Below are 16,756 nucleotides of genomic sequence, written 5' to 3'. Positions count from 1 at the left end.
TCTTAGTGACAATGTCCTTGTTCGTGTCCGCACGAACCATCTTCCGTTTCGAAGTGATACGAACCGGGGCGTTGACTTAAAAGTTAGTATAAGGCTATAAACAATAACAATAACATGCATACCAAACAATTACAACAAACATGGCGCTGGTTCGGGCCAAATGATCCGGTAAGTCTCCGGGATATTAAACAGGCGGGCGTTCACGGTATTGTTACCGCGCTGCACCACATTCCTCACGGGGAAGTATGGACGAAAGAAGAGATCAATAAACGTATTGACGAATTGAAAGCGGGGGGCTTTGAATGGAGCGTAGTGGAAAGTCTTACTGTACACGAAAACATAAAAACACGCAGCGGCAATTACGCTGAACTGATTGAAAAATATAAACAATCGCTTGCCAACCTTGCTGCCTGCGGTGTAAAAATAGTTACCTATAATTTTATGCCGGTGAACGACTGGACAAGAACAGATATTAATTATACCATGCCCAACGGCTCAAAAGCGCTCTATTTTAACTGGAGCGACCTGGCATTGTTTGATATACACATCCTGCAAAGAAAAAATGCGGAAAAAACATATCCAGCCGCTATTATTGAAAAGGCGGCTAAAAAAAACAGTACTTACACAGCAGCCGGAAAGGAAGGCCTGGTGAATACTATTTTGTTTGGTATTCCGGGAGAGGAAAAACGTACCACGGAAGGAATGAGAAAAGAATTGGAAAAATATAAGGATATTGACCGTGCGGCATTAAAAAGCAATCTTGCCTGGTTTTTACAACAAGTAGCCCCCGCAGCAGCCGAGTTGGGCATTCAGTTAGCCATTCACCCGGACGATCCTCCTTTTGATATACTGGGTTTACCACGGATCGCCTGTTTGCAACAAGACTTCCTGGATATTATTTCTTATTCAGCAACACCCTCAAACGGCATTTGCTTTTGTACAGGATCGCTGGGCGCTAATCCGGCTAATGACCTGCCGGCAATGATCAGGGAGCTGGGTAGCCGCATCCATTTTGCTCATTTACGCAACACAAAAAGAGATGAGGAGGGAAACTTTTATGAAGCAGATCATCTTGATGGTGATACGGATATGTATGCCGTAATGAAAGCCCTGCTCACTATTCAGCAACAGGCTGCACAACCTATCCCTTTCCGGCCGGATCATGGTCATCAAATGCTGGATGATCTGAATAAGACGACCAACCCGGGTTATTCCGCTATTGGCCGTTTACGCGGATTGGCTGAATTACGCGGTTTGGAACTGGGCATAGTAAAAGGAGTTCATTTTAATTAAACCACCGGCTTCTCTGCTCCTACGGCTTTTGCTGAAAAAGCCGGTAGTGATTAAATACCTTAGTTCGCGTGTTCACCAACCAGGCGGTAATTGCTTGATTTTAAGATTTTTACAGGAACAGCAGCATTCTTATTCGTAAAAAAAAATAACATGTAATACCCGCTTTACGGTATTGATACCGGGCAAAAATGGCCGTATCTTTATTGTGTTTAAAATTGAACCCATGCAGTATGCCTCTCCTGAGGTAATCTATTCAACATATATGGTGGGTTAGTGTCAATCAACTTCAGGTGCAACCTCCTCATACAGGAGGTTGCACTTTTTTATAGCTATCGCATACACGCTTTCTCTTAATAAAAATGTAAATTCCCCATCCATTTATATGAATTAGCTAATTTGCCCTATATTTTATCGTGAATGATATGAATTTTACCACCGAATGGATCAGTTACGACAGTACCAAAGCTTTTTCTGCTTTGGCTATAGATTACCTGCATCAGCATACATCGCTACAACCCTTTTATCAATATACGCCCGACCTGCAGGGAATTGCAGGAGCTATTGATGCAAGAAAAGCATTCAGCACCGATCGTACTACTTTAGTAGCCGCACTCAAAACACAATATAAAGGCATTACGGTTTCCGAAAAGGTAAGAGCCAATATAGAAAAATTAACCGCTTCCAATACGTTTACCGTATGCACCGCACACCAGCCTAACCTGTTTACCGGCTATCTTTATTTTATATATAAAATTGTGCATGCCATTAAACTGGCCGATGAGCTGAACACGGCGTTCCCGCAAAATTATTTTGTGCCGGTATATTACATGGGCAGTGAAGACAACGACCTGGAAGAACTCAACCATATTTTTTTAAACCATGATAAGCTGGTATGGGAAACCCATCAAACAGGCGCGGTTGGCAGAATGCATACAAAAGGGATGGATGCTTTGATCCATCGCATCAGCGGAGAGCTGGGGGTATTGGAGCATGGGCAACAACTGGTTACACTGCTAAAAAATTGTTACTGCCAGTCTTCTACCGTGCAGGAGGCTACATTAAAATTGGTGAACAGCTTGTTTGAATCGTACGGATTGTTAGTGCTGATTGCCGATGACGCAACACTAAAAAAAACAATGACGGGGGTGTTTGAAGACGATCTTTTCCGGCATACCCCCGCAACAATTGTTACACAAACGGCGCAACAACTCGCCGGCACCTACCATGCCCAGGTTAATCCCAGGAACATTAACCTGTTCTATATGGTAGATGGTACCCGGGAGCGAATTATTAAAACCAACGATAGTTTTACAATTAATAATACGAATACCTGTTTTTCTTCCGCGGCAATAATAGACGAATTACATGCGCATCCCGAAAGGTTCAGTCCTAATGTGGTATTGCGCGGTTTATACCAGGAAACCATTTTACCGAATGTGGCATTTATAGGAGGCGGCTCTGAAGTGGCTTACTGGCTTGAATTAAAAGAAATGTTCACGCATTATAAAGTACCTTACCCTGTGCTGCTGCAACGCAATTCTTTTTTGATCGTAGAAAAAAAAATGGGGCAGCTCATGGATAAACTCGGTATTTCTGCCGAAGCGCTTTTTAAAGATGAGGCCCTGTTGCTGAAGGATATTGTAAATGCCCGCAGCAGCCTCCAGTTAACACTTGAAAAAGAAATGCGCCAGATGGCAGATTTTTATAAGCATATTGAAACAGTTACCCACCCGGTGGATACCACCCTTACACAGCATGTTAACGCCATAGAAGCAAAAGCGGTAAAAGCGCTGAAAAACGTAGAAAAGAAAATGCTCAGGGCCGAAAAAAGAAAGTATACCGTGCAAAGCGCTCAACTTCACCAATTAAAATCGGCATTGTTTCCCCGCAATACCCTGCAGGAAAGAGTTGAAAATATATTGCCCTATTACGCCCGGTACGGCAAATCATTTATTGATATGCTGTATAAGCATGCTCCCACCTTCGATAAAAAGTTTGGCGTATTAAGAGAGGTATGATCAGGTGTGAAGTATGAGAACTATCAGGTGTGTAGCTACTAACCGCAGGCTGAGTACTCCTCTTCTCCCTACTCCCCTCTCCCTGTGATTTTTTTAATTTGTAGCTTATAGTTGCATTTGGCTTCGGGTTTCGAACTTTCTCCTTCGGATTCAACCTGTCATGGTGAGTTCTCCAATAGAGCTCCCCTAATCAATAAGGCAATCACACTGAATTTTACAGTGCAGGGCATCAATCATCCAGAAAATATGTTATTGGCAGGTACAAGGCATCTGTATATAATTTGGTTCCTGATGCATTTATTTTGAATTTTGAGCTTTGTATTTTGTTACCATACATCAAATTCTTATGCAATTGCAGTGGAAGGCTAAAACATTTGACGAACTCACGGTTCATGAGTTGTACAAAATAATGCAGTTGCGCATGAAAGTATTTATAGTGGAGCAGGCATGCGCTTTCGTTGATGCCGATGATAACGATCAGAAAGCGTGGCACTTATGCGCATGGAACGGAAATAACCTTATAGCCTATACCCGCCTGTTTGCACCCGGAATTGTGTACAGGGAAGCGGCGATCGGAAGAGTGGTAAATACAGCGGAGATACGGGGAACCGGCATAGGCAAAGCGTTGGTTGAGCGTTCTATTCTTACTGTGTATCAACTATTTGGAACTGTTCCCATCAGGATCGGCGCCCAGCTCTACCTCAAAAAATTTTATGAAGGCTTAGGATTTATACAGGATAGTGGTATCTACCTGGAAGACAAGATTGAACATATTAAAATGATCCTTCCTTAAAGCATGCTTCTGCTTCGCAGCCATTGCTATGCTATCTGCCCCTCCCCTGCTTGCCTCTTTTTTACTATACTATTTTACAGCATAGCCCGTTAATTAGGTCAGTCCAATACTTTTTGAAAGCATAAATCCGCTCTCATGATACAAAAATTACCCAACCTGGTTTTTCGTGCCTGTATTATTACGGCTATAAGTTTTTTTTCTGTAAAATCGTATAGTCAGTATATTTTTTTTGATAAGCCGGTATACGAAATAGGGATCAATATAGGCCCTTCCAATTTGCTTGGCGATTTAGGCGGACGCTATGGTACGGGTAAAACATTCCTGAAAGACAATAACATTCAAATGACCAAACTGATGAAAGGTGCTTATCTCACCATTCGTCCAAGCGAGTTTCTGGGTATAACACTTGCCGCAAATTTTACTACGCTTGAAGGAGCCGACAGTATTATCGTAGATAAAGGCGGCCCCGAAGTTGCCCGCAAAAACAGGAATCTTTCTGCCCGTATCCCTATACAGGAAGTTACTTTAACAGGTGAAATATATCCCCTGGTATTTCTTGAAAATGATGACAAAGACCTGTATCATAAATTCCGTCCTTACGGAGTAATCGGTATAGGCGTTTTTCATTTTAACCCGCAGGGTCAATATACAGCGCCTAATGGCACAAAAACCTGGGTTGACCTGAAACCCCTGCGTACTGAAGGTCAGGGCATGCCTCAATATCCCGACAAAAAAGAATACAGCCTCACACAGATTAATATTCCCTACGGCGTGGGCATACGCTATTACTTCTCCGATAAAGTAAGCGCCGCATTTGAAATCGTAAACAGGAAAACCTTTACCGACTATATTGATGATATAGGAACAGACTTTATTGCCGACAGTGATTTCGACAGCTATTTTGGTGCGGGATCAAGAACCGCAACCATTGCCAAACAAATGCATAACAAAGCACAACAGGTAAGTCCCGGCGTAAGAATCCCCCACTATAATGAAGGTAACAAACGGGGTACGCCTACCCGTAATGATTCGTACTATGCCGCTACTATTAAAGTTGGCATTCGCCTGGGAGGCAATGGTGGTTCATCCGGTATTTTACGCTGCCCGATGGTGTTTTAACGTATTTAATAGTCCGTATTCTCAAAATATAAACCCAAAATATAAACACCATGAAAAAAAGTATTACCTCCAACATTGTAACCATAAGGGTTGCTTTAATAGCCCTGCTGATTATTTACACTTTTATTGCCAACGCGTAAAAGCAAACCTGATCAGCGCGTTCCCTTTCTAATTGCATAAGGGTATATTCACCGGCACACAAATCATTGCCCGTTCCCAATCCTTATCTTTGTGCAAATTTTTTTGATGGAACCCATTTCAAAAAAGGTAAGCGAATCATTAATAATAATGACGGAACTGGTACTCCCTAATGATACCAACGTGTTTGGAAATCTTATGGGTGGCCGGCTTATGTACTGGATGGACATTGCTGCCGCGCTGGCCGCCCAAAAACACGCCAATGCCGCGGTAGTTACAGCTTCCGTTGACAACATCTCTTTTGAAGCGCCCATTCTGCTGGGAAACGCCGTGTATATTGAAGCCAAAGTAAGCCGGGCATTCACTACCTCAATGGAAGTACATTTACATGTATGGGGAGAAGATTTAAAACGGCAGCATAAATACAAAAGTAATGAAGCGTATTATACCTTCGTGGCGCTTAATGCAACCGGAGCACCATCTCCCGTTCCCCGGCTTATGCCCCAGTCGGAAGATGAACAGAAATTGTATGACGGTGCAATGAGAAGAAGGCAACTGAGACTGGTATTAGGTGGAAAAATGAAGCCCGATGAAGCGCTTGAGCTGAAGGCGCTTTTTTTTAACGGATCAGAAACTAAATAGTTTTAGTTTTATACTTATCACTTTGCTCTATCGCATCCATCAACTGATCCAGTATATGATCCAGGTTATCTTCATAATTAATGGCAAGCGGCGCCTTAAAGTTTACGGTTAACAACACGCCTTTGCGCATCAGCTTCAGGTTCTTTTTGTGAAACGCCTTATTAAAACCATCTATTACTATAGGCACTACCACGCAGTGGCTTTGCTTTATCAAAAAAGCCGTGCCTTTACGCCCGGGGGCAAAGGCTGTAGTAGTTCCCTGGGGAAAAGTGATCACCCAGCTCCGGTTGAGTGCCTTTAAAATTTTTTTGGTATCAGAAAGGTTTAATCCTTTTCTTACCGACTTATCGTCTTCCACCCATGTACGTTTAACTGTTAAAGAGCCCGCCAGGGACATTAACCTGCTCATGAAATTTTTTCTCATGGTATCTTCCGCCGAAACAAAATATACATTGGTAAATGGATTAAGCAGGTAATAGGGAACGCCCAGTTTATTTTCTTTTCTCCACTTTACCGCGCAAAAAATATGCAGGAAAGCGATCACATCCATAAAATAGGTTTGGTGATTACTCACAAACAATACATTCCTGCGGGGTAAGTTCCTGAGATGTTCTGCACCGGAAATTTTAATACGGTTCATCATGGCCAGCCCCGGATAAGACAGGGTTCCGATGATAACATATACGATCTTCCGCACCAGTTTTACATAGCGTAGCCTTTCGAAAAATGAAACCATTAGTAAATATTTATGCTCCTCATTTGCTTTGCAATATAGGCTATTTGCAAAAACTTTGTTAACCCTTGCGCAACGCTTTCCTGTAAATATGTAATCAGTAAAAGAATAACATCTTGTCTGAAATTATAATTATGAAAAAACTGGTATTCACATCCGCATTAGCCATTGCTATAAGCGCAGCCGCTGCACAGGTAAATAACCCGGTATACAACAACCCCTATCCCCGAACGATTAATGTAACGGGCAGCGCAGAAATGGAAATCGTACCTGATGAAATATATGTGCAGGTTACCTTAAGCGAGTATGAAAAAAAGGGTTCAGGCAAAATCAGCATTGAAGCCATTCAAAAGAAATTCCTGGAGCAGTGTAAAAGTGCGGGCATTCCCGATTCTTTGATCAGTATTGCATTATACCAGGGAGCAGACCGTTTATACTGGCAGCAGAGAAAGAAAAAAACACCAGGCATGATGGCAACCATCAGTTATATCATTCAGTTCAACAATATGCAAAAGATAGACGCGATGGTTGAAAAATTAGACGATGAAGCCACACAGGGATTTTATATTGTAAAAACACCGCACAGTAAAATAGCGCAATTCAGGAGGCAATTAAAAATACAGGCCGTAAAGGAGGCAAAGGATAAAGCTATTTACCTTGCTGAAGCAATTGGCGAAAAAGCGGGAGCGGCAATTTCCATCCAGGAACCCGTGGAGTACTCCATTATGCCTGTATATAAAAATGCGGCGGCAGCCAATATGATGCTCCGAGAAAGCGCGCCTTATGCAGACGCCACAGAAAGCGGTAATATTGATTTCAAAAAGATCAGGCTGAAATTTGAAGTACAAACCATTTTTGCATTGCAATAAGTTCAGCCGGGCAGCCGCCGGGAATAAATTACCGGCGGCACTTTCCACCCATTCCTTCCGCCTTCCCGGGCTGTCAGCTTGCAGATCAGCCATGAGCTAAAGCATGCTAACGATGAGCAGATGATTCATTGATGCAAACATTCACTGTGTTAAGCCCGAAGCCGTAAATCCTAAATCCGAAGGAATACACAGAAGTCCATCTTTCACGTTTCACTTTTCACATCTTACTTTTCACATCTTACTTTTCATCTTTCACATCTCACAACTCACAACTCACAACTCACTATTCACTATTCACTATATATTTGCAGCATGCAAACAGATACCGTAATTTTTGACATGGACGGACTGCTCATTGATTCTGAACCCTTATGGGAAGAAGCGGCAGCAGAAGTTTTACAGGCGTTTAATATTCAGCTAACAACAAAACAATACCACGATACCAGGGGTTTACGCACCGAGGAGTGGATTAGCCACTGGTTCCATCATTTTAAAATAAAGCCCGGCTTTATTAATAATGCTATTGAACTAACCATTCAAAAAGCAATTGAAAAGATTGATGCCCGGGGTGTAGCCATGCCCGGCGTACAGGAAATTTTTGCACTGTTAAAGCAGCATCAATATAAAATAGGGCTGGCCACATCCTCTCCAATGGCAGTGGTGCATGTTGTGGCCGATAAATTAAATATCCGCCGCTATCTGCAGGCCATGACCTCTGCCCAGTTTTTAAGCTTTGGCAAACCCCACCCCGAAGTTTACCTTGCCTGCGCCGCGGAACTGCAATCATCCCCCGTTACATGTATTTGTTTTGAAGATTCGTTCAATGGTATGATTGCTGCCAAGGCCGCCAGGATGAAATGCGTGGTTATACCTGACCGGGTTATGCGGGATCAGCTCCGATGGAATGCCGCCGATTTGAAACTAAACAGCCTGGCCGATTTTGGAGAAGCGCAGCTAAAAGGCTTTTTATAAATAAAAGGGATATAAAGGAACTTCCTTCGTAAGCTTTTGAATTATTTCCTGAAGCTGATGGAACCAGGCTGAAGCTTACGCATTACAGGAAGCCTCCTTCACTCCAAACAGCTTTAACAAAATTGCTGTATAATAAATTCTATTTTGCAGGCGTTTTGTAACTTATAAAGCCATATTCCGCAAATTTCCTTCTATGAAGAAACTGGTATACCTGTTATTATGCTTTTCTACAGCAAGCCTGCCGGCGCAAAACAATAAAAAACCTGCAATCGCCCCACCTGCACTGCCTAAAGTAACCATAACCATTGGCGGTTTTAAAGGCGGCGATATTACTTCGGCTATACTATCCCGTATCATTGATTCCTCCTTAGTAGCCCGCGATGAAAAGGGAAATCAATACGCGATTGTTCGTTTCCGTTCCATTTACAAATTTAAAAGCAGCTATGAAGATCCGGCTACCGGAGAACGCAAAACAACCAACGACATGCGCATCAATGATTTCAGCGACACCAGTATAATGCCCGAACTATGGCGGCAAAGCATAAAAGATAATATGGTTAAAGGCGACCAGATGATACTGGACAATATGATTGTACAATTGAAAAACGGCAGCAAAATAATGGCGCCTGCCATTACATTTAAAGTGATCCAATAAAAAATAGCCGCACATCACCAGAAAACTGAATTTCAACGGAAAAATCCGGTACGGCCTTTTCTAAAATTTCTATTATTTTTGGAAAAAAAGGTATTGGAATATATCCAACCACATCATGAAAAAGAATTATTGCTACAGTTAGCAAAAGGTAGTGAAGAAGCCTTTACCGCCCTCTTCTATCAATACCGGGGCAAGCTTTATCACTACATCTTCACCATTACAGCCTCTCAGGAAATGGCGGAGGATACCGTGCATGATGTGTTTTTGAAAATATGGACCAACCGGGAGAAACTGGCTAATATAGAAAATATGAACGCCTACCTGTACAGGGTTTGTCATAATCAGGCCATCAGTGGACTGCGGCGAATGGCAAAAGAAACCCTGATCCTGGCTGAACTGCAGCAGGAAAATATGCTACCCCTTCCCAACGTTGATCCTGCCAGCCAAAGAGAAATCCGGATTTCCATACAGCAGGCAGTAAACAAGCTCAGCCCTCAGCAACGTAAAATATTTCTGCTCAGCCGCCATGACGGGTTAAAGCATAAGCAGATAGCCGAACAACTTGGTGTATCTATTAATACGATCAAAACCCATTTGGGACAAGCGCTCCGGTTCTTACGGGAAGAAGTGGGTCAGCAATACAAACTACAGTCCACCGTTATTTGGGTCTTGTACCAGCTTATTTAAAAAAGTTGTACTGCCCCTCATCCTTTTTTTCACCCTGTTCGTTATATACCCGTTAGCAGGGAGTTTTTTAGTATTCACTTGAATACGCATTGTTAATTCCAACAAGGCCATATATGAAGGATGAACGCATACAATATTTGTTTAACCGCTACCGTACCGGAACCTGCTCGCCTGAGGAAAGGAAGGAACTTTCCTTACTTTGCCTGCTGCCTGAAAATCAAAAGATCCTTGAAAAATTATTAGCAACTACCTGGGAACAAACTCCATTAGAAAATGATATGCCTGCAAGGAAAGGTGATGCAATATTGCAAAATATCCTGGGCTCGCCTGTTAAGGAGCCAATACCTGTTAAAAAAACCGGATGGCAGCGCTGGGTAGCCGCCGCCTCTATTATAATAGCTGCCGGGCTGGGCAGTTACTTCTTCTTATTCTCTAACAAAAATATACCGGGAGACACCGTACAGGCTGTTGTTCCTAATGATGTAAAAGCGCCGAAGACCAATAAAGCTGTGATTACTTTGGCCAACGGAAGCCTGCTGTACCTCGATAGTGCCGGTAAAGGGCAGTTAGCCATGCAAGGCAATATGAAATTGCTAAAACTCGGCAATGGGCACATTGCCTATGAAACTGCAGATGGCAGAATGACTGCGGAACCGCAGTATAACACGCTATCTAACCCCCGTGGCAGCAATGTAATAAATATGAAATTAGCCGATGGCTCGCAGGTATGGCTTAATGCCGGTTCCTCTATACGATACCCTGTAGCATTTACAGGAAATGAGCGAAAAGTATCCATAACCGGCGAAGCTTATTTTGAAGTGGCACATAATCCTGCTATGCCCTTTAAAGTAATAAGCGATAAAATGGAAGTGACGGTGCTGGGAACACATTTTAATGTAAACGCATATACCGATGAGGCGAATACAAAGGTAACATTGCTGGAAGGCGCCATAAAAGTGAACGGTTCGGGCGCTGCTAAAGTTTTACGGCCGGGCGAGCAGGCACAGATCGCCGATAAAATAGTTGTTACCGCTAATGCAGACCTTGAAGAGGTGATGGCATGGAAAACAGGGAAATTTATTTTTGGAACAAAGGCAGATATAGAAACGATTATGCGCCAGGTGTCAAGATGGTATGATGTGGATATAGCATACGAGGGAAAAGTAACTTCTCATTTTGGAGGCACAATAACGAGGCAGGTAAATATTTCAGAAGTGCTTAAAATTCTGGAAGCCACAGGAAATGTGAAATGCAGTGTACAAGGCCAAAAAGTGATTATAACACCTTAAACCCGGCAACACCTTCCGTATAACCTTTCAAAAACAAATAATAAATGGCCAGCAGTGGTGGAACACGCTGGCCATAGCCTGAATTAACACCATAAATACAATCAGCGAGATCAATTTATTCATTAACCCAAACAAATCAAAGTTATGGAATTAAGGGCTTTTGGCCTCACCAATCCCATGCAGGGAGGCATTTTTCTCCGGTGTAAAACAATTACCGGGAGCAAAACGCATAATCGAAGCCATTCAATCAAACAATTGCTGAAGGCGATGAAACTAACTGTTATTTTTTGTGTTTGCGTTTGCTTATCGGCAGGTGCAAAAAGTTACTCCCAGATTACGCTTTCGGAAAGAAATGCGCCGCTGCAAAAAATCTTTAAAAAAATTCAGCGGCAAAGTGGTTTTGATTTCTTTTACACCTACGAGACAGTGGAAAAGGCGGGACAGGTAACGGTAGATATCCGTAATATGCCCCTGGAAAAAGTTATGGAAGAGGTGCTGAAAGGGAAGCCGCTTACCTATATTATTACAGGCAAAACGGTGGTAATAAAAGAGAAACCTGTACCTCATCCGGCCGTGGAAAAAGCAGAAGAACAGGCAGAAAAGAATATCATAATAAGCGGTGTGGTAACCGATGATAAAGGTATCCCTCTTGAAAGTGTTTCCGTGGTTGTTCGCCGAACCGGCAAAGGTGTAAGCACTAATGCTGCCGGCGAATTTACGGTTGAAGCCAATAGAGATGATATACTGGAGTTCACCCGTATAGGATACAAAATGATCACTTCGGCTATAGCCCCGGGTGCCCCGATAGTGATCAGGATGCAGGTTGAGGTTACCGCGGAAACAGAGGTTATTGTAGTGGGATACGGCATGCAGAAAAAGGGCAATGTAACCGGCGCTGTAAGTACTGTAAATATGAAAGAAGTAACCGGTAGCAGATCCACAACAAATATTGCCCAGTTGCTGCAGGGTGTTGTGCCCGGCCTGCAGGTAACCTATTCATCAGGAGAACCGGGAGCTTCAACCAAACTGAATATAAGAGGAACTACGAGCATCGGTTCCGGCTCCAATGGATCACCGCTGATATTACTCGACAATGTGCCGGTAGCATCACTTTCTTTAATCAACCCAAATGATATTGAAACGGTTACCGTATTAAAAGACGCGGGTTCAGCGGCAATCTATGGCGCCCGGTCGGCCTGGGGCGTTATTCTGCTTACCAGTAAAAATCGTGCAGGATTGAAAAAAACAACTGTAGAATACAGTAATAATTTTGTTTTCAGCCAACCGCTGGAAATACCGGAAAAAGCCACCCCCCTACAGACTGTTCAGTCTTTTAAAGACATGAATTATGTACCGAGTGCAGGGCAAAATGTAGATGAATGGCTAAGCCTGTTAAACGATTACGCCAAAAATCCCGGGCCGTATGGTTCGGGATATACTATAAAAAACGGGGTTATTTACCCTTTACGTGAAAATGATGTCTGGAAAGAGATGACATCCAAAAATGCCTTTCAGCAAACACATAATATGGCAATCAGTGGTGGAACAGAAAATCTATCCTACCGCATTGCAGGCGCCTATACAAATGAAAACGGTATACTTGTTACCAATAAAGACAGCTATAAGCGTTACAACCTTACAGGCTTCATTAGTTCGCAGGTTACACCCTGGGCTACGGTTCAGTTAAATACAATGTATTCCAATTCAAATAAAAGCTTCCCTTACAGCAGCTATGCCTATGGTATATTTGGATCAGCATCTGTTTTGCCTTCTTACACCTTAGTGGGAGACTCTCTCATTAACGGCACGTATGTTCCTTATGCTACTCCTAAAAATCTCATAGCGCATAGTGCAACCACCGGCAACAGGCTTGACAATATCAGGCTTTCCGGCAAAGTAAAACTGAAAATTTTTAAAGGGTTCAATATTACCGGTGAATATACCTACGATAAGATCAATACGACACTTACACAGTATAACCGGGCATTTGATATGATTACCCTAAACAACACTATTCCCACACCCAGTGTTACCGAAGATCAGGCCAGATATTATAAGTACAACGATTTCACCGATTACAGAGCGCTGAACATCTATGGCGCTTATGAGCGGAAAGTCAACAACCATCTGTTTAATCTTATGGCCGGATTTAACCAGGAAAATTCCTACTTCGAATTGTTGAATGCGCAGATGTCGAATATGATTAATCCTAACCTTCCTTACTTAGATGGAGGCACCGGAACCATCCAGCCCGATCAGAATGGCTTTGACGGATTTTCTGAATATGCTGTACGTGGTTACTTTTACAGGTTCAGCTATGCATACAAAGAAAAATACCAGTTGGAAACCACGGGAAGATACGATGGCTCTTCTAAATTCCCGGATGGCAGGCGATGGGGGTTTTTCCCTTCGGTCTCTGCTGGCTGGAGAATAAGCGATGAGCTATTCATGCAGCCGTTAAAATCCGTTCTATCTGATCTGAAAATCAGGGCCAGCTATGGCAATGTTGGAAATCAGTCCATCGGTAATTATTTGTTTTATTCCGGAATGGCTACGCGGCCAACATCAAACTGGGCAGATGCTTCCGGAATAAGATACCTCACATTGAATGCACCTGGTTTGATAAGCTCCGACTTTACCTGGGAAAAAGTAACAACAGAAAATATAGGGATAGACCTGGGAATGTTTGCCAACAGACTAACAGGGAGCTTCGACTTGTTTAAAAGAAAAACAACAGGGATGCTGATCCCAGGCGCTCAGTTGCCCGCGGTGTTAGGGGCAAACCCGCCACTGCAAAACACCGCTGATCTGAAATCAACCGGCTGGGGACTGCAGGCTGCCTGGAAAGACCAGGTGGGAAAAGTAATCTATCAAATTGCGTTTAACCTTTCAGATAACAAAGCGTTCATCACAAAATATGATATTAATGAAACACGCCTTCTATCGCAGTATTACGTGGGGCAGCAAATAGGAGAAATATGGGGATACGAAACTGATGGATTTTATGCGGTTAAAGATTTTAAAGAAGGCAGCCTTAACGGAAATCTTATGGGTGGAATCCTGCTACCCGGCGTAATTAAATACCAGGGGCAGAACCCCAATCCCGGTGACATCAAATACAAAGACCTGGATAAAGACGGTGTGATATTTACGGGCGATAATACGGTGGATAACCCGGGCGACAGAAAAATAATCGGCAACAATAACCGCCGGTATCAATATGGAGTTTCCGGGAGTGTTTCTTATTCCGGTTTTGATCTTTCCTTCTTCATTCAGGGTGTAGGCAAAAGGGATCTTTATGTTGTAAACGATGTCACTTTTCCATATTCCTCCAATTATGGTACTATTTACAGCGAACTGCTGAATTACTGGAGAAGTGATAATACCGATGCACATTACGGCCGTACCTATGTAGATGGCGGTAACAAAATGTACAATATGTATCCGCAAACCCGGTTCCTGTTAAACGGGGCCTATATGCGGATTAAAAACGTCACTTTGGGGTATAGTATTTCTCCTGCAATATTGTCTACAGTAAAAATAAATACTTTACGAATTTTTATAAGCGGAGATGATTTGCTTACAAGTAAACATCTTCCCCGGGGAGTTGATCCCGAACTGAGCGATATGGGATATGGTGCACAATATCCCATTATGAAAAAAATGAGCGTTGGATTTTCTCTCAATTTTTAATGGTTAAAAGCGTAGCATTATGAAACAAATCAGATTGTATATACTACTATTTGCATTGATGCAAACCGCATCCTGCAGTAAAGATTACCTGAATAAAGTTCCCTTAGATCAGCAAACAGAGCAAACCTCTTTTCAAACTTACAATAACTTTAAAACCTATGCCTGGGGCTTGTACGACCTTTTTGATGGATATGGGCAAGGCCCCATACTGAATACAGCCACCTTTCTGTTTGAAGAAGCCAATTCAGATAATCTTTGTTACAATGAATCTCTCAACTCAAACGAATGGGCTTATCAACTTAAAACCGTGCCTTCATCGGGCGGTGACTGGGATTTTTCATTTATAAGGCGTGTTAATATTATGCTTGATAATATTGACCAGTCGAAGATGTCGCAAAAAGAAAAAGATCACTGGAGAAGTGTTGGCTATGTATTCAGGTGCGGCAGATATATCCAGTTGCTGTCAAAGTTTGGCGATGTACCCTGGCTTGAGCATGTGGTAAAGGATAATAATAAAGATATTCTGTATGCATCCCGTACATCAAGAGACACTGTTGCACAGCACATTCTTGATAACCTTTTATGGGCAGAAACGCATATCAATCCAGCGGGAGATGGCGCCAACACCGTAAATGTGCACGTTGTACGTGCGCTGATCTCCAGGTTTGGATTGTTTGAAGGGACCTGGAGAAAGTACCATGGAATTGGTAATGCCGAACAGTATTTAAATGCCTGCGTTACAGCTTCTGCGAAACTGGCAGCAGACTTTTCCGCATTGTTGCCCGACTATGATCATATTTTTAATTCAGAGGACCTTGCAGGTAAAGCAGGGATTATTTTGTACAGGTCTTATGCAGCCGGTCAGAACGTACATGGCGTACAACGATACCTTCGTACAGCAGCATGGTATTTCGATTTAACAAAGGATGCCGTTGAAAGTTATTTGTGCCAGGATGGTAAACCGATCAGCACAAGCGTTTTATACCAGGGCGACCATTCTCTCAGTGATGAATTCAGACATCGTGACCGAAGACTATATTTTACCGTAACCCCTCCTTACAGAGTTTTTACCACTACAGATGCCACCGGCAATGAAATCACCTCTAAAAACACAATTTTCTGGAAACATACGGGAGTAGAGGCTGATAAAGCGTATATGGATACCATGTCTCTTATTTCTTCACCCGGGTACAAAGAACTACCTTACCTGCAATGGGCAGGCAATGTGTTGCGTGCCGTACCTCATTTTAGAAATTTCAATGAAGGGCAGGGATTTGCAGTATCTCAACTGGGATATTACTTTTATAAATTCTATAATTCTACCACCGATGCTACCGGCTTTGTAAATACTACCGATGCACCTATATTCCGGGTTGAGGAAGCACTTTTAAATTATGCTGAAGCGAGTTATGAATTGGGGGATTTTGACCAGGCGATCGCTGATCTTACCATTAATAAAATTCGTAAACGGGTGAATATGCCCAATATGATCATTGCCGGTATAGATGGCGCTTTTGATATAAACCGCGATACAGATGTAGAACCTGTATTATGGGAAATACGCCGCGAACGGCGGGTAGAACTGATGGGGGAAGGATTTCGCTTTAATGACCTGCGTCGCTGGAAAAAAGGCAATTACTTAAACAAGCAGCAATTGGGATTGTGGATAGATAATTCAAAATATGGAAATAAACTCACTATATCCGGCGGGGGCAACGAGGGTTATGTGGAATACAATACTACTCCCTTAGGCTGGCTGGAATACTATTATTTATACCCTTTACCCAAGGATCAGCTTGTGCTGAATAAAGGCCTGGCACAAAACCCGGGTTGGAAATAGTTTCGTGAGACGATA

At 42.7% G+C, this 16,756-nt stretch carries 13 protein-coding genes; 12 read left to right on the top strand and 1 reads right to left on the bottom strand.

Translation table 11 applies throughout. The features are described 5' to 3' along the window. The first annotated feature begins 114 nt into the window (after positions 1-114). The 5 genes from uxuA (at position 115) to VL121_RS20855 (ending at position 6,003) form a co-directional block, all read left to right on the top strand. On the top strand, positions 115-1,293 hold the full coding sequence (gene uxuA / locus VL121_RS20875; RefSeq protein WP_325408555.1) for a mannonate dehydratase: 1,179 nt from the start codon (positions 115-117) through the stop codon (positions 1,291-1,293). 422 nt (positions 1,294-1,715) lie between these two features. Then, entirely contained in the window at positions 1,716-3,311 is a 1,596-nt protein-coding gene (gene bshC / locus VL121_RS20870; RefSeq protein WP_325408554.1) for a bacillithiol biosynthesis cysteine-adding enzyme BshC, read from the top strand. A 346-nt stretch (positions 3,312-3,657) separates the two neighbouring features. Then, positions 3,658-4,104 carry a GNAT family N-acetyltransferase gene (locus VL121_RS20865; protein ID WP_325408553.1) on the top strand — a complete coding sequence of 149 codons (447 nt, stop codon included), beginning with the start codon at positions 3,658-3,660 and terminating at the stop codon, positions 4,102-4,104. Between the two features lie 135 nt (positions 4,105-4,239). After that, positions 4,240-5,223 carry a hypothetical protein gene (locus VL121_RS20860; protein ID WP_325408552.1) on the top strand — a complete coding sequence of 328 codons (984 nt, stop codon included), beginning with the start codon at positions 4,240-4,242 and terminating at the stop codon, positions 5,221-5,223. A 246-nt stretch (positions 5,224-5,469) separates the two neighbouring features. After that, positions 5,470-6,003 carry an acyl-CoA thioesterase gene (locus VL121_RS20855; protein WP_325408551.1) on the top strand — a complete coding sequence of 178 codons (534 nt, stop codon included), beginning with the start codon at positions 5,470-5,472 and terminating at the stop codon, positions 6,001-6,003. Here VL121_RS20855 and VL121_RS20850 read toward each other — a convergent pair. After that, positions 5,996-6,739, bottom strand: a complete 744-nt coding sequence (locus VL121_RS20850; RefSeq protein ID WP_325408550.1) for a lysophospholipid acyltransferase family protein — start codon at positions 6,737-6,739, stop codon at positions 5,996-5,998. The genes VL121_RS20855 and VL121_RS20850 overlap by 8 nt on opposite strands. A 131-nt stretch (positions 6,740-6,870) precedes the next feature. Between VL121_RS20850 and VL121_RS20845 the strand changes: the two genes are divergently transcribed. The 7 genes from VL121_RS20845 to VL121_RS20815 all read left to right on the top strand — a co-directional run bounded on the left by VL121_RS20845 (position 6,871) and on the right by VL121_RS20815 (position 16,741). After that, on the top strand, positions 6,871-7,605 hold the full coding sequence (locus tag VL121_RS20845; protein ID WP_325408549.1) for an SIMPL domain-containing protein: 735 nt from the start codon (positions 6,871-6,873) through the stop codon (positions 7,603-7,605). Between the two features lie 312 nt (positions 7,606-7,917). Then, positions 7,918-8,577 carry a hexitol phosphatase HxpB gene (gene hxpB / locus VL121_RS20840; RefSeq protein ID WP_325408548.1) on the top strand — a complete coding sequence of 220 codons (660 nt, stop codon included), beginning with the start codon at positions 7,918-7,920 and terminating at the stop codon, positions 8,575-8,577. A 193-nt stretch (positions 8,578-8,770) separates the two neighbouring features. Then, a complete protein-coding gene (locus VL121_RS20835) occupies positions 8,771-9,232 on the top strand; it encodes a hypothetical protein (protein WP_325408547.1) in 462 nt (153 codons plus the stop codon). A 78-nt stretch (positions 9,233-9,310) separates the two neighbouring features. After that, positions 9,311-9,919, top strand: coding sequence for an RNA polymerase sigma factor (locus VL121_RS20830; protein ID WP_325408546.1), 609 nt, complete (start codon positions 9,311-9,313; stop codon positions 9,917-9,919). A gap of 113 nt (positions 9,920-10,032) precedes the next feature. Continuing rightward, on the top strand, positions 10,033-11,208 hold the full coding sequence (locus tag VL121_RS20825; protein WP_325408545.1) for a FecR family protein: 1,176 nt from the start codon (positions 10,033-10,035) through the stop codon (positions 11,206-11,208). Positions 11,209-11,352: 144 nt separating this feature from the next. Beyond that, positions 11,353-14,901 carry a TonB-dependent receptor gene (locus tag VL121_RS20820; protein WP_325408544.1) on the top strand — a complete coding sequence of 1,183 codons (3,549 nt, stop codon included), beginning with the start codon at positions 11,353-11,355 and terminating at the stop codon, positions 14,899-14,901. Positions 14,902-14,920: 19 nt separating this feature from the next. Beyond that, a complete protein-coding gene (locus VL121_RS20815) occupies positions 14,921-16,741 on the top strand; it encodes a RagB/SusD family nutrient uptake outer membrane protein (protein WP_325408543.1) in 1,821 nt (606 codons plus the stop codon). Positions 16,742-16,756: the final 15 nt, after the last annotated feature.

Source organism: Agriterribacter sp. (genome assembly GCF_035497235.1).
Lineage (GTDB): Bacteria > Bacteroidota > Bacteroidia > Chitinophagales > Chitinophagaceae > Agriterribacter.
The sequence above is the reverse complement of the archived record's forward strand: the minus strand, read 5'-3'. Positions and strand labels throughout refer to the sequence as shown.